13 protein-coding genes are annotated in these 13,378 nt (G+C 60.4%); 8 read left to right on the plus strand and 5 right to left on the minus strand.

Annotated features, from left to right (window positions below):
• Positions 1-4 precede the first annotated feature (4 nt).
• Together ABEH28_RS04175 and ABEH28_RS04180 are read right to left on the minus strand one after the other, a co-directional pair.
• Positions 5-1,516 carry a sugar ABC transporter ATP-binding protein gene (locus tag ABEH28_RS04175; protein WP_346629223.1) on the minus strand — a complete coding sequence of 504 codons (1,512 nt, stop codon included), beginning with the start codon at positions 1,514-1,516 and terminating at the stop codon, positions 5-7.
• 96 nt (positions 1,517-1,612) lie between these two features.
• Positions 1,613-2,560, minus strand: a complete 948-nt coding sequence (locus tag ABEH28_RS04180) for a substrate-binding domain-containing protein (RefSeq protein ID WP_192173294.1) — start codon at positions 2,558-2,560, stop codon at positions 1,613-1,615.
• A 285-nt stretch (positions 2,561-2,845) separates the two neighbouring features.
• Between ABEH28_RS04180 and ABEH28_RS04185 the strand changes: the two genes are divergently transcribed.
• The 8 genes from ABEH28_RS04185 to ABEH28_RS04220 all read left to right on the plus strand — a co-directional run bounded on the left by ABEH28_RS04185 (position 2,846) and on the right by ABEH28_RS04220 (position 10,564).
• Entirely contained in the window at positions 2,846-3,670 is an 825-nt protein-coding gene (locus tag ABEH28_RS04185) for an NAD(P)-dependent oxidoreductase (RefSeq protein ID WP_192173295.1), read from the plus strand.
• 66 nt (positions 3,671-3,736) lie between these two features.
• Complete coding sequence (locus tag ABEH28_RS04190) at positions 3,737-4,624, plus strand: SMP-30/gluconolactonase/LRE family protein (protein ID WP_192173296.1); 888 nt, start codon at positions 3,737-3,739, stop codon at positions 4,622-4,624.
• Between the two features lie 372 nt (positions 4,625-4,996).
• The gene (locus tag ABEH28_RS04195) at positions 4,997-5,758 is read left to right on the plus strand and encodes a hypothetical protein (protein ID WP_346629225.1); all 762 of its coding nucleotides are present in this window, start codon (positions 4,997-4,999) and stop codon (positions 5,756-5,758) included.
• A gap of 165 nt (positions 5,759-5,923) precedes the next feature.
• On the plus strand, positions 5,924-6,835 hold the full coding sequence (locus ABEH28_RS04200; RefSeq protein WP_282366930.1) for a TauD/TfdA family dioxygenase: 912 nt from the start codon (positions 5,924-5,926) through the stop codon (positions 6,833-6,835).
• Positions 6,836-6,869: 34 nt separating this feature from the next.
• Positions 6,870-7,985 (plus strand): ABC transporter substrate-binding protein, encoded by a 1,116-nt coding sequence (locus tag ABEH28_RS04205; protein WP_192173299.1) that lies wholly within the window; start codon positions 6,870-6,872, stop codon positions 7,983-7,985.
• Between the two features lie 4 nt (positions 7,986-7,989).
• Entirely contained in the window at positions 7,990-8,898 is a 909-nt protein-coding gene (locus ABEH28_RS04210; RefSeq protein WP_192173300.1) for an ABC transporter permease, read from the plus strand.
• Positions 8,895-9,683, plus strand: a complete 789-nt coding sequence (locus ABEH28_RS04215; RefSeq protein WP_192173301.1) for an ABC transporter permease — start codon at positions 8,895-8,897, stop codon at positions 9,681-9,683. Before ABEH28_RS04210 ends, ABEH28_RS04215 begins: the two co-directional genes overlap by 4 nt.
• A 65-nt stretch (positions 9,684-9,748) precedes the next feature.
• On the plus strand, positions 9,749-10,564 hold the full coding sequence (locus ABEH28_RS04220) for an ABC transporter ATP-binding protein (protein ID WP_192173302.1): 816 nt from the start codon (positions 9,749-9,751) through the stop codon (positions 10,562-10,564).
• Positions 10,565-10,603: 39 nt separating this feature from the next.
• Here ABEH28_RS04220 and ABEH28_RS04225 read toward each other — a convergent pair whose 3' ends face one another.
• The 3 genes from ABEH28_RS04225 to ABEH28_RS04235 form a co-directional block, all read right to left on the minus strand.
• A complete protein-coding gene (locus ABEH28_RS04225) occupies positions 10,604-11,563 on the minus strand; it encodes a GGDEF domain-containing protein (protein WP_192173303.1) in 960 nt (319 codons plus the stop codon).
• Positions 11,564-11,566: 3 nt separating this feature from the next.
• On the minus strand, positions 11,567-12,568 hold the full coding sequence (locus tag ABEH28_RS04230) for a response regulator (RefSeq protein WP_346629226.1): 1,002 nt from the start codon (positions 12,566-12,568) through the stop codon (positions 11,567-11,569).
• Between the two features lie 457 nt (positions 12,569-13,025).
• On the minus strand, positions 13,026-13,376 hold the full coding sequence (locus tag ABEH28_RS04235; protein WP_074888508.1) for a BON domain-containing protein: 351 nt from the start codon (positions 13,374-13,376) through the stop codon (positions 13,026-13,028).
• Between the last annotated feature and the right edge of the window lie 2 nt (positions 13,377-13,378).

A 13,378-nucleotide genomic window follows, 5' to 3' on the forward strand; every position in this document is an offset into this window, starting at 1 on the left:
GGGTTTAATGGAGGTGTTCACTGTTCAGACTCCCGGTGGCGTGACGCATCACTTCCTGCGGATTGATGGCCGAAGCCTCCAGCACGTTGACGATAGCGCCCTTGTTGAAAACGGCCACGCGGTCGCACATACCGATGATTTCCGGCAGTTCCGAAGAGATCATGATGATCGCGAAGCCTTGTTCGGTGAGTGTGCGCATCAGGGTGTAGATCTCCGCCTTCGCGCCGATGTCGATGCCTCGGGTCGGCTCGTCGAAGATCAGGATGTCGCAGTGGTGATTGATCCAGCGCGCGATGACCACCTTCTGCTGATTGCCGCCGCTGAGATTAATCACCCGGCTTTCACAACTTGGCGCCTTGATCGACAGCTGCTTCATCAGGTGAGCGGTGGTGGTGTCTTCCTTGTGCCGATCAAGCAGGTGCGCCGCGCCTTCGTACTTGCCCAGATTGTTCAGGGAAATGTTCTCGCGAATGCTGAAATCCACGATCAGCCCTTCGCTCTTGCGGCTCTCCGGCAACAGGCCGATGCCACTGGCCAGCGCTTGCGCCGGATCATTAAGGTGCGCCGGCTGGCCCCGCAGCAGCACATCCTTGCTGACCACCGGCAACGCGCCGATCACGCCCAGCGCCAGTTCCGTGCGCCCGGACCCCACCAGCCCGGCAAAACCGAGAATCTCGCCCTTGTGCAGATTGAAACTGTTGTGCGGGCCGTTGCGGGTGAGCTGGATATCACGCACTTGCAGCACCACTTCGCCTTGAGCGCGGGACTGCTTGGGCGGAAAGCTCGCTTCCAGACGCCGCCCCACCATCATCTCCACCAGCGTGTCGATGTCGCTGTTGGCGACGGTCAGGGCGCCGACATTGGCGCCATCACGCAGCACGCTGATGCGGTCGCAAACCTGAAAAATCTCTTCCAGATGGTGAGAGATGAAGATCACCGCCACGCCCTGGCTTTTCAGTTCGCGCATGATGTCGAACAACAGCTCGGCCTCGGACGGCGTCAGGGTGGCGGTGGGCTCGTCGAGAATCAGCAAGCGTGCTTCAAGGGCCAGCGCCTTGGCGATCTCGACAAACTGCTGCTCGGCGACGCTCAAGTGCTGCACCGAACAATCCAGATTGATCTTCACACCGAGGCGGTCGAACAGCGCGATGGCCTTCTCGCGCATCTCGCCTTTTCGCAGCAAGCCGAAACTGTTGACGATCTCGTGACCGAGGAAAATATTCTCCACGGCATTGAGATAGGGGATCAGGCTGAACTCCTGAAAGACAATGCCGATGCCGGCGGCAATGGCCTCGTTGTAGGTCGCGAAATGCTGCTCCGCGCCGTCAATGAGAATGCTGCCTTTGTCCTGATGCTCGACGCCTGCGAGGATCTTCATCAGGGTCGATTTGCCCGCACCGTTTTCGCCGAGCAGCGCGTGAATTTCGCCGCGCTCGACCTGCAGGTTGATCGACTTGAGCGCCTGCACGCCGGGGTAGCTTTTACAGATGTTTTCCAATTGCAGAAGGCAGCTCATGTGCACCTCGTCGCAGCAGAACATCGCTGCGCAACTCACATCAATCCGTGGCGCCCGCCTGGGCAAACAAGACTCAGGCGAGCGGCGCCACGCCCCTTACCAAGTGAAGGTCTTGGCCTTGGCCTGATCCACCAGCAGGATGTCGACCGGAATGGTCGCCGGGACTTGTGAGCCCCACTTCTTGGCGAGCGCCAACCCGAGGGCCAGACGTACCTGGTCGCGAGGGTACTGAGCGGAAGTGGCGATGAACTTGCTGTTGGGCTTCTGAATTTCCTTGATGGCTTCGGGCGCGCCATCGACGCTGGTCAGCTTGACGTCCATGCCACTGGATTCGATAGCCGCCAGGGCGCCAAGGGAACCGTTGTCGTTGACGCTGAACAGGCCTTTGAGATTGGGCTGCGCCTGCAGCATGTTTTCAGTCACGGTCAGCGCCTGATCACGCTCCTGCTTGCCGTTCTGAATGCTGACGATCTTGATGTCTTTGTACTTGCCCAGGGCTTCCTTGCAGCCGCGCACGCGCTCAAGAATCGGCACCACCGCGATGCCGTCGAGAATTCCGACGTCGCCCTTCTCGCCGATGTTCTTGGCCAGGTAATCGCAAGCCTGCACGCCAGCGTCGAAGTTCTTCGAGCCGACGAACGAGTCCAGCGGGCCATTGGCTTGAGCGTCGACGGCAACCACGACCACGCCTTTGTCGTGGGCCTGTTTGACGGCGGACTGAACACCGACCGAGTCGGTCGGGTTGATGATCAGAATATCGATGCCCTTCTGCAGCATGTCTTCGATGTCGCTGATCTGCTTGGACACGTCATGGCGCGCGTCAGTGACCAGCAGCGTTGCACCGATGCTGGCAGTGGCGTCCTGAAGGGCGTCCTTCATGGTCACGAAATAGGGGTTGTTGATCTCTTGAAACGAAGCGCCGATTTTCAGCGGACCGGTCTTGGCGGCGTCGGCGGCTTGAACGTTGATGGCGGTGCCGCAGGCGACGGCCACAGCGAGGGAACAGAGAGCGGCGGAAAAGCCCTTCTTGAGGCGAGTTGTCATAGCGAAAAATCCCGTTGTTTTTATTGTTTAAGCGGAAATGTCATCGTTAACATTTTCGAAATTAGCAGAGAAACAAGGGGTCCGCAATATCCGCCAGCGACCGTTGGTAAGCCCGTGACGAGTACCGTTCGGGTAGTGCCCCGCACTGGCCCAGCGAGGACGACCCCATGGGATTGAAACCTTCGTCGCGTTGACAAAATTTGCGGGCCCTGTCGATAATCCTGCAAACGTCATACGACAACCGATGACACCATAAAAACAACATCAGAATCAGGGCTTCCCACGATGACTGAATTCAACGCCCAGGCCCCGCTCAACCGCATTTTGCTGACGGGCGCCGCTGGCGGCCTCGGTAAAGTCCTGCGCGAAAGCCTGCGTCCGTTTGCCAAGATCCTGCGCCTGTCCGATATCGCCGACATGGCACCGGCCGCCGGCCCCCACGAGGAAATCCAGATCTGCGACCTGGCCGACAAAAAGGCGGTTCACCAGTTGGTCGAAGGCGTTGACGCCATCGTTCACTTTGGCGGCGTCTCGGTCGAGCGATCCTTCGAAGAAATCCTCGGCCCGAACATCTGTGGCATCTTCCACATCTACGAAGCGGCACGCCGGCATGGCGTGAAGCGAGTGATTTTCGCCAGCTCCAACCACGTCATCGGTTTCTACCGTCAGGATGAAGTCATCGACGCCAGCGCTGTGCGTCGTCCGGACAGCTACTACGGCCTGTCGAAATCCTACGGTGAAGACATGGCCAGCTTCTATTTCGATCGCTACGGCATCGAGACCGTCAGCATCCGCATCGGCTCCTCATTCCCTGAAGCACAGAACCGCCGCATGCTTTCCAGCTGGTTGAGCTACGACGACCTGACCCAGCTGATCGAGCTCGGGCTGTTCACCCAGAACGTCGGCCACACGATCGTTTACGGCGCGTCGGACAACAGCAAGGTCTGGTGGGATAACCGCCTGGCCAATCACCTGGGCTATCAGCCGAAAGACAGTTCCGAGCCCTTTCGCGCCAAGGTCGAAGCGCAGCCGATGCCGGCGTCCGACGACCCCACCATGGTTTACCAGGGCGGTGCGTTCGTGGAGTCCGGGCCTTTTGGCGACGAGTAAGGGCCGACGACGACCAGGCCGACTGCGGGGTCGGCCTTCCATAGTAAAAATCCGGGAATGATTGTCATGGACGCAGAGCTGATTCTCGATGCACGCAACGCCACGGGTGAATCGCCGGTCTGGAACGCTCAGGAACAGGCACTCTACTGGGTCGACATTCCGGCCCGTCGCCTCCATCGCTGGAGCCCGCAAGACGGTCGCACCACGCACTGGGAAGCACCGGAAATGCTCGCCTGCATCGCTCGCTACGAAGACGGCAGCTGGCTGGCCGGCATGGAAAGCGGCCTGTTCCGCCTTCATCCTCAGGACGATGGTACCGTCACCACGCAACTGCTCAGCGGCGTGAAACACGCCAGCGACAACATGCGCTTCAACGACGGTCGCTGCGATCGCCAGGGCCGTTTCTGGGCCGGCACCATGTTCATGGACATGGCAAAAGCGTCGCCGGTGGGTTCGCTGTATCGCTACGGCGCCGGCCAGGCGGAGCCGCTGACTGCGCAGATTACCGACATGATCGTGCCCAATGGCCTGGGGTTCAGCCCGGACGGCTGCATCATGTACCTCTCCGATTCCCACCCTTCCGTGCAGAAAATCTGGGCCTTCGATTACGACATCGACACCGGCACGCCGCGCAACCGCCGACTGTTCGTCGACATGAATCACCACGCCGGCCGCCCCGATGGCGCAGCAGTCGACGCCGAGGGCTGCTACTGGATCTGCGGCAACGATGAAGGCGTGATCCATCGTTTCACCCCCGAGGGCAAGCTTGATCGCTCGCTCAAGGTGCCCGTGAAAAAGCCCGCCATGTGTGCCTTCGGCGGTTCGGGTCTGGACACCCTTTACGTCACCTCGATACGCCCCGGCGGCGACATCAGCGACCAGCCGCTGGCCGGTGGCGTGTTCGCGTTACACCCTGGCGTCCAGGGCCTCGAAGAACCCCTGTTCAAGGGCTGAGCCACACACTCGGCCCCGCTCTGCCGCTCAACCGGTCTGGACATCGTCGAGCGGGTAAAACGCACTGCCATCCAGATGGCCCGCCACGTGGCTTAAAGATCGCAAAGTGGCCTTGACATATCTCGCGACACAATAACGTTACACTCAGCACCCCTTCTGCTCGGGGCCTCTTGCGTCGATCTGTTTCATAAATGGACGAAAAAGCGAGCTTTTCCCGCGAAAATAAACATTTTGAAATATTCTCTCCGTGCACATGGATAAACGTGTGCTAGCTGCTAGGCTTCGGCCTCGCCCGGCTGAAACGGTATATCTCAAGCAGTAGGTCCGATGGGCTTCTCCGTTCCTCGGTCAACGTCATGAGGTTGCCGCCAGATGCCCTACACCACTTTTTCGGAAGCTCAGGTCCAGAGCTTGATCAAGGCCATCGACAGCGACGGATACGCTGTCTTGCCCGGCTGGGCCAGCCCTTCCCAACTCAAAGCACTGCAAGCGCTGGTCGCCCGCACGGTTGCCGACTGTGGCAACGATTACGTGGCACTCTCGGGCCGACAGGCCGTGCAAGGCACGCCGCTTCATGAATGGGGTACATCTCGGGATTTCATCGATTTATGCCGGCGCATTGTGGCCGGAGCCACCGGTCATCGCTCCAGCGAAAACGGCATGACCCAGACGTTACGCTGCCTGACCGGTAGCGGCGGTCGTCGCGAATCGCTGATCTTCCACTACGACTCGTTTGTGCTGACCACCATCATGCCGGTCTGCATGCCCACCAGCGGCGAACGCGGCGACCTGCTGATGCTGCCGAACCGTCGGCCGATCCGCCGCACCTACTTCGCCAACCTGCTGGACAAGGTGCGAGTGGACAACGGCTGGGTGCAGCGCCGTCTCAGGAGCAAAGTCGCCAGGGATGAAAAGGCGTTCACCCGCATCGCCATGCAACCCGGCCACCTGTACCTGTTCTGGGGCTATCGCTCGCTGCACACCAACATGCCCGTGGCCGAAGACGCCCTCCGCGCCACAGCGGTGTTTCACTATCACAACGTCCACGGCAGCAGCTCGCTGGCCAGCCGGCTGCGAAGATCCCTCGGCACCTGGAAGGGGCAGGGTCTGCAGGAGGATGCACCGCAGATGTGAGGTGATCCAATTGCGCAGGAATCTCTTGGGCTTATGACCTTCAGCCCATGACATTAACCTCACGCATAAACTCTCCTTCTATATTTATGCCAAATTGTGATTAGCGGACCGCCGATTTATATCCTTATGATCTGAGCCACAACAGCTCAGATCGAGGTTACGGACATGGCGATTCAGATCAAACCCGTTGCGGGGAAAATCGGTGCCGAGGTGAGCGGCATCAAACTCTCCGCCGATGTCTCCGCGCAGGATTTTGATTTCATCAATCAGGCTCTGCTCACGCACAAGGTGCTGTTCTTCCGTGAGCAGTTTCTCAACGACGAGCAGCACGAAGGCTTCTCCCGCCGTTTCGGCGATCAGGTCCCTCACCCCACCGTACGTTCCGCTGAAAAAAGCAGTGCCATCCTGCACCTGGACGCGAAGGAAACTCGCGCCAACTCCTGGCACACCGACGTCACCTTCGTCGCCAACTACCCGAAAATCTCGATCCTGCGCGGGGTGGTCATCCCGCCCTACGGCGGCGACACGGTATGGGCCAACACGGCAGCCGCCTACGCTGACCTTCCCGACAGCCTGAAAACCCTGGCCGACGGCCTGCGCGCACTGCACACCAATGTCTATGACTATGCGGCGCCCCGAGACACCGGCGAAGCGGGCGTGAAACGCTACCGCGAACAGTTCACCGCCGAAGTCTATGAAACCGAACACCCACTGGTGCGCGTGCACCCCGAAACCGGCGAGCGCAGCCTGCTGCTCGGCCACTTCGTCAAACAGATTCAGGGCGTCAGCAGCAACGACTCGAAACAGCTGATTCGCCTGTTCCACGATCGCATCACCCATCTGGACAACACCGTGCGCTGGCGCTGGAACGAAGGCGACGTGGTGATCTGGGACAACCGCGCCACCCAACACATTGCCGTCAACGACTACGGCCAGGCCGAGCGCGTGGTGCGTCGTACCACTGTGGCGGGCGACATTCCGGTCGGCGTCGACGGACGCGCCAGTCAGGCCATCAAACCCACACCCGAAACCCTCTCGCCCAAAACAGAAGCCGACAAGAAACACCTGGCTGCCTGATTGCGCGTCACCCACTTTCCAAGGAAGAACCGTCATGGCAAACGCCAAGCGAACATCTTTATTCAGCAAAACAAGCGTAGCTACCGCACTGGCGGCGCTGCTGATGATGCCCTTGGCCGAGGCCGACGTTCTGCGCATTGGCGTGGCCAGCGCCGGTGGCGGTGATCCGGTCACGTTCAGCGGCTCGCCGTTAGGCATCGTGCGCAACCAGCAGCTCCTCGAAAAAGCCTTCGCCGGCACCGACACCGAAGTGCAGTGGTTCTTCTTCAAGGGCGCCGGGCCGGCCGTCAACGAGGCGCTGTCTAATCAGCAACTGGACTTCGCTTACGAAGGCGACTTGCCTGCGGTAGTCGGCCGTTCCAACGGCCTGGACACCAAATTGCTTGCGGCCATCGGCGTGCGCTCGAATGTGTATCTGGCCGTGCCGAAAGGCTCCGACATCAAGACCGTCGAAGACCTCAAGGGCAAGAAGGTCGCGGTGTTCCGTGGTACCAACGGCCATCTGGTTTCGATCAAATTGCTTGCCGATCACGGCATGACCGAGCGCGACCTGAAAGTGATCAATCTGGACAGCGGCAGCAGCCAGGCCGCGCTGGCGTCCAAAGGCGTCGATGCCGCATTCGGCGGTCGCGAGCTGTTCAAGCTGCGCGATCAGGGGCTGGTCGACATCATCTTCGACAACCCTGACAACAACGTGCGCTACACGCGCCAGTGCGCCCTGGTGGTTCGTGGCGATTACGAAAAACAGCACGCCGACAACGTGCAAAAAGTCGTCAACGTACTGGTCGATGCCGCGCGATGGGAATCCGAAGCCGGCAACCGCGACGCCGTGCTCAACGAGTGGGCGAAGACCAATGAACCGCTGGCCTCGCTGCAAGCTGACTTCAATCGACTGGATTTGCGCGACAGCGCGTCACCGCTGGTGGATGAATTCCTGCGCGACCGCTATCAAGCCGTCGCCGATCAGGCCAAGGACGAGAAAATGATCCGTCGGCCAGTGAGCGTCGACGGCTGGTTCGACACCCGCTATCTGGACAACGCGCTGAAAGCCAAAGGCCTCGAGCACTACTGGACCTCCTACGGCGCAGACGGCAAAGCCGCGAACACAGCGACGGCGTCTTCGGACAAACCCGTCAACAACGGAGGCTGACGCCATGGCCCGAGCCACCGCTGAAGCCCTTGATCGGCAGCACCTCCCGGCGAAAACCGTGGCGCCGGTCAAGCGCCTGCCCCGTTCACCGTCGCGTGCCCCTCGCCGCGTCCCGGTTGTCAAAACCGCCACGGCCTGGCGAACCCGCGCTGCCAACGTCGCGCTGGCCTGGCTGCTGCCCGTCGCGCTGCTGGGGCTGTGGTACCTCGGCACTGAACGCGGCTGGTTGTCGGAGCAAGTGCTGCCGCCGCCCGCGTTCGTTTACCAGACGCTGGGCGATCTGGTCAGCAGCGGCGACTTGTGGCTGAACGCTTCCGCCAGTCTGCAGCGCGTGCTGGTGGGCTTTCTGATTGGCTCGGCGCTGGGCATCACCCTGGGACTGGCGATGGGTTTGTCGAAAACCGTGGAGGATTACCTGCTGCCGACCTTCAACGCGCTGGTGCAGATTCCGGTACTGGGCTGGATGCCGTTTGCGCTCTTGTTGTTCGGCATCGGCGAGCCACTGAAATACGTGCTGATTGCCCATGCCGCGCTGGTCCCGGTGACGCTGTGTACGCTGCAAGCCTTCCATGAAGTGCCCAAGCGCTTGCTGGAGGTGGGCCGCGCGTACGGGTTCAGCCAACGCCAGATCGTCACCGATATCGTCCTGCCCTCCGCCGTTGCGCCGATCTTCACCGGCCTGCGCCTGGGCTTCACCAAGGCCTGGCTGTCGCTGGTGGTGGTTGAGCTGTTGGCGTCCAGCGAAGGGCTGGGCTACCTGATTGCCTACGGTCGGCAGTTGTTCCAGCTGGACCTGGTCATGGCCGCCGTGGTGGTGGTCGGCACGATGGGTCTGCTGATTGATCGCGGGTTCGAGTTCGTCGAGCGGCGCCTCAACCGAGGCCGCCCGAGCAAGACCGGGAGACTCGCATGAACACACTGACTATCCCGCAAGCCGGCCAGACCCACCGCTATCGAGGGTGGGCCGTGCCGATCGTGGCGGTCGCCGTGTGGTGGCTGGCGTCGAGTCAGGGCTGGAGCAGCTCCGGCCTGTTGGTCTCGCCGCAAAAGGTCGCGGTCACCGCCTGGGAGCAAGTGACCTCCGCGCAGTTCTGGCGCGCGATTTCCGCCAGTCTTGCGCGCGACGTGAGCGGCTTCTTCATCGGCACCACATTGGGCCTGGTGCTCGGTTGTCTGCTGGGGTTTTCACGGCTGTTCGAGCGCCTGGTGGGCCCGAGTTTCAACACCTTCAAACAGATCTCGTTGTTCGCCTGGATCCCGCTGATCTCAGTGTGGTTCGGGCTGGGCGACGTCGCCAAAGTGGTGTTTCTGTCACTCGCCGCACTGGTGCCGGTGGTGGTCAACACGTGCGACGGCTTGCGCAGCGTCTCCCCCGCGCTGCTGGAAGTCGCGAAGGTCTACGGCTTCACCCGATGGCAGACCATCATCGGCGTCATGCTGCCGGCAGCACTGCCGTCGATCTTCACCGGCATCTACCTGGCGCTGGTCTATTCGTGGCTGGCGACCATCGGCGCGGAATACCTGCTGGTGTCAGGCAGCGGCATCGGCAACACACTGATCGATGGCAGCGAGCACTTCATGATGGACCTCGTGCTGTTCGGCATGATCGTCATCGGGCTGGTCGGTTGGGGACTTAACGTCCTGGCGCGCCTTCTTGAACGACGCCTGCAACGGCTGTACGGCATCGCCCCGCGCTGAAGCCATCGTGTTCAGCCTCAATCGACTCTCTCGCTTCGCAAAACCTTATTTCTGAAGGAAAGCCCATGCCAGCCACTCAACCGCTTACTGCACAGCCCGTCGCCCGGGCCATCTCCCCATCGCAGGGCAATGGCCTGCGTCTGGAAAACATCAGCAAGCGCTTCGCCAGCACAGCAGCCGACACCCAACTGCAGGTACTGGATAACGTCCAGCTGGACATCGCGCCGGGGGAGTTCATCACCATCGTCGGCGCCAGTGGTTGTGGCAAATCAACCCTGCTCAGGCTGATCCTCGGCCTGGACGAAGAATTTGACGGCCGCATCCTGCTGGACGACAAGCCGATCAGGGGCACTGGCCTGGAGCGCGGCATCGTGTTTCAGGATCACCGGCTGTTCCCGTGGCTCACGGTTGAGCAGAACGTCGCGGTCGGCCTGAAAAACGCGCCGCTGACTGCGGCGCAGAAAAATGAGACCGTGCGCGAACACATTCAGCTGGTGGGCCTGCAGGATTTCACAGGGTCGTACCCACACCAGATTTCCGGCGGGATGGCGCAACGGGTGGCGATCGCCCGAGGGCTGGTCAATCGGCCCAGCGTGCTGTTGCTCGACGAACCCTTCGGCGCGCTGGATGCGCTGACCCGTACGCGATTGCAGCGTGAGTTGCAGCACATCTGGCAGCAGGAAAAGATCACCATGGTTCACGTCACCCATGATGTGGATGAAGCGGTTTATCTCGGTGATCGGGTGGTGGTGATGCAACCGCATCCGGGGCGCATCCGGCGTATCGTCGACGTAGACCTGCCACGCCCGCGCAATCGCAGCGACGCGCGGTTTATCGAGCTGCGGGATGACGTGCTCAGCGATTTCGCGGAGTTGTCCTAGCGGGTGAAGACGGCCTTGGATGCAGACGTTATCCGGGCTTCAATCCGACGCATCCACCGACACACGATTGCGCCCGTTCTTCTTGGACTCGTACAGCGCCTGGTCCGCGCGTTCGATGAGCATCTTGTAGTCGTCCATGGGCGAGGTCATGTCAGCGACGCCCAGGCTGATCGTGCAATGAATGGCTTCGCCTTCCTGCATGACGTCCAGCGCCTCGACGGCGGCGCGCAGACGCTCGGCAAACATGGCGCCGCCCTGCTTGTCCGTATCGGGCAGCAGCACCGCGAACTCTTCACCGCCGTAACGACCCGCGATGTCAGCGTCGCGGATGTGCTCACGCACCACGTCCGCCACCCGCTGAATCACCCGGTCGCCGCATTGATGCCCATAGGTATCGTTGACGCGTTTGAAGTGGTCGATGTCGAACATCACCAGTGACGCCGTGGTGCCGTAACGCACATGCCGCGCATGCTCCAGACGCAATGCTTCTTCCCAGTGGCCGCGGTTGTACAGGCTGGTCAGCCGGTCGGTGCTCGATAGCTTCTGCAGCTCGCGGTTGGCCGCCTGCAACTGCAGACGGTTTGTCGCCACATCGGTGACGTCGTAGATCACCAGACACACATGGGTGACCACGCCGGTCGTCGACCGCAGGGGAAACATCGTGGTGTTCTGGTACATGAAGTCTTCTTGCCCGGTGATGGGCTGATAGCTCTTGAAGCGAACCAGAAAGGGGCGCTGCTCCCAGATCGTGAACGCTGGGGTGCCGAGGGTGATGACGCTGTCGATCTTGTTTTTCAGCCAGCGCTCGTTGATCTCCGGGAACAACGAGAAGAACGAGCGGGTCGCTGCTTCGTAGGACAGTATCCCGGAACGGTTCTCCATGAAGGTGTTCCAGACCTGCACCCGGTATTCCTGATCCAGCACCACCACGCCGACGTCGATGCTCTGCGTCACGGTGAGCAGCCAGTGCAATTCCTTGAAATCGATACGATCGTTCATGAATCAGCTCATCAGGTGGGCGAGTTTCCGCGACAGCAGCTCGACCGAATCTTCGGTGAACAACATCAACAGATCGAAATGGATGTTATGACCCTCCAGGCTGTAACTGATCTCCACAGCCAGGGTCTTCTTCCAGCGCCGCTCGTTGAGCCGGATCAGCTCTTCAATGCCGCTGTGCAATCCCAGCACTTGCGGGTGGCCCTGGGAAAAGGCGATGTCGAGCTGCTCCGCAATACCGCTCAGACAGGCGCCGATCAGGATGGAGGACAGGTCCAGCAACATTTCCATGTCGGAATAGTCGGCGTCATCGATCTTCATCAACTGCGCCATGTCGGCGATTTCCGAATCATGAAACAACAACAGCGCCTCGCCGGCTATGCCACCACCAATGTAGCCCTGACACACCGCCGTGAGCCGGTCGTTGGCCTGGGCATCGGCCAGCGCCATGTGCAACTCGCCCACTTCCAGCATGTTGACGTTAGGCACCGGCAGTTGCACGAATACGCCCAACACCCGCGCCAGCAAAGCGGCCGCGCGGCCCATCGCGACGTTCACGGTCTCGCGGAATGCGTCGTTAAAACTGATCTCCGCCTGATCGAGGCCGGATGCCGGAGCCAGCGACTGATCGGCGCCCTCCCCCAACAGGCCCAGCCGCTGGAGGGTCTCCTGCAACTGATCGGGATCGGCCGGTTTTTTCAGGAACGCCAGTGCGCCCAGTTCGAGGGTACGGCGCACCGCCTCCTCCTGAACGTCGCCGGAGACGACAATGACGCTGGTCTGCAGGCTTTCCGCGCGGATGGCCGCCAATGTCTGATAGCCGTCCATGTCCGGCATTGTCAGATCCAGCAGCACAACGCGGCCCAGGCCCTGACGAATCGCCTCGATCCCTTCACGGCCGTTGGTTGCCGTGGTCACTGAAACATCCCACTCGGGCGGCAGGGCCTTAATGAGCTGCTTCCGCGCCATGTTGGAGTCGTCGCAAATGAGCAAGGGAATCGTGGGCATCTACTTCTCACAGCAAAAGAGTTTCAGGCCTGGCCCGGTTTAAGGCAGCGTGACAAAGGGTGAGCAAAGAGTCATGCCAGACTGTAGCTGATGACACGTCATCAAAGCGTCAAACCTGTGGGTAGATTCTCTACCCATTCCACAATGGGCTGCGTGATATGCAATTAATGTGCACAGCTGATCCGGTTCATTTCAGATGGATTGAAAAAATCCTTCCATTTGGATATCAAGAAGCGCCGAAGAGTAACGCAGCGGGTGTGGCGAGAATATGTCAAACGCTCTGGCGCTGGTGAGACGGCGAGGAGGATGGGCTTAAATGAGGGCATAAAAAAGCCCCGACGTGGGCGTCAGGGCTTTTGGTGGCCGCATTGCTGCGGCCTTTCGTATGAACCTGGATCACTCGGCTGACGACATTCACGCTGTCAGCCGGTCATTCCGAAGGCTCTACCGAATGGAATTACTCAGCTTTCAGGCCGTCGGCCGAAACAGCCTTCACGCCTTTGATTTTCTTGGTGATCGCAACAGCGGTGGTTTTCTGTGCTTCGGTAACAGCGACAGTCGACGACAGGGATACCACGCCTTTGTTGGTCTCAACCTTGATGTCGGAGCCTGGAATGCCTTTTTCGGTCAGCAGATCAGATTTGACCTTGGTGGTGATCCAAGTGTCAGAAGTAGCTTCTTTGGTTTTGGCGACTTCGTTGGCAGCTACAGTCATTGGAGCTTGAGCAGAGGTCTGAGCCATGGCTACGTTGGCCATAGTCAGAGTCAGAGCAGTGGCGGTAGCAGCAGCAATAGCGAACTTCTTCATAC

The organism is Pseudomonas sp. Ps21-P2 (assembly GCF_039672565.1).
Taxonomy (GTDB): Bacteria; Pseudomonadota; Gammaproteobacteria; order Pseudomonadales; family Pseudomonadaceae; genus Aquipseudomonas.

Coding starts and splice junctions, on each gene's coding strand:
- ABEH28_RS04175 (WP_346629223.1), bottom strand. CDS start 1,516: ATGAGCTGCCTTCTGCAATTGGAAAACATCTGTAAAAGCTACCCCGGC.
- ABEH28_RS04180 (WP_192173294.1), bottom strand. CDS start 2,560: ATGACAACTCGCCTCAAGAAGGGCTTTTCCGCCGCTCTCTGTTCCCTC.
- ABEH28_RS04185 (WP_192173295.1), top strand. CDS start 2,846: ATGACTGAATTCAACGCCCAGGCCCCGCTCAACCGCATTTTGCTGACG.
- ABEH28_RS04190 (WP_192173296.1), top strand. CDS start 3,737: ATGGACGCAGAGCTGATTCTCGATGCACGCAACGCCACGGGTGAATCG.
- ABEH28_RS04195 (WP_346629225.1), top strand. CDS start 4,997: ATGCCCTACACCACTTTTTCGGAAGCTCAGGTCCAGAGCTTGATCAAG.
- ABEH28_RS04200 (WP_282366930.1), top strand. CDS start 5,924: ATGGCGATTCAGATCAAACCCGTTGCGGGGAAAATCGGTGCCGAGGTG.
- ABEH28_RS04205 (WP_192173299.1), top strand. CDS start 6,870: ATGGCAAACGCCAAGCGAACATCTTTATTCAGCAAAACAAGCGTAGCT.
- ABEH28_RS04210 (WP_192173300.1), top strand. CDS start 7,990: ATGGCCCGAGCCACCGCTGAAGCCCTTGATCGGCAGCACCTCCCGGCG.
- ABEH28_RS04215 (WP_192173301.1), top strand. CDS start 8,895: ATGAACACACTGACTATCCCGCAAGCCGGCCAGACCCACCGCTATCGA.
- ABEH28_RS04220 (WP_192173302.1), top strand. CDS start 9,749: ATGCCAGCCACTCAACCGCTTACTGCACAGCCCGTCGCCCGGGCCATC.
- ABEH28_RS04225 (WP_192173303.1), bottom strand. CDS start 11,563: ATGAACGATCGTATCGATTTCAAGGAATTGCACTGGCTGCTCACCGTG.
- ABEH28_RS04230 (WP_346629226.1), bottom strand. CDS start 12,568: ATGCCCACGATTCCCTTGCTCATTTGCGACGACTCCAACATGGCGCGG.
- ABEH28_RS04235 (WP_074888508.1), bottom strand. CDS start 13,376: ATGAAGAAGTTCGCTATTGCTGCTGCTACCGCCACTGCTCTGACTCTG.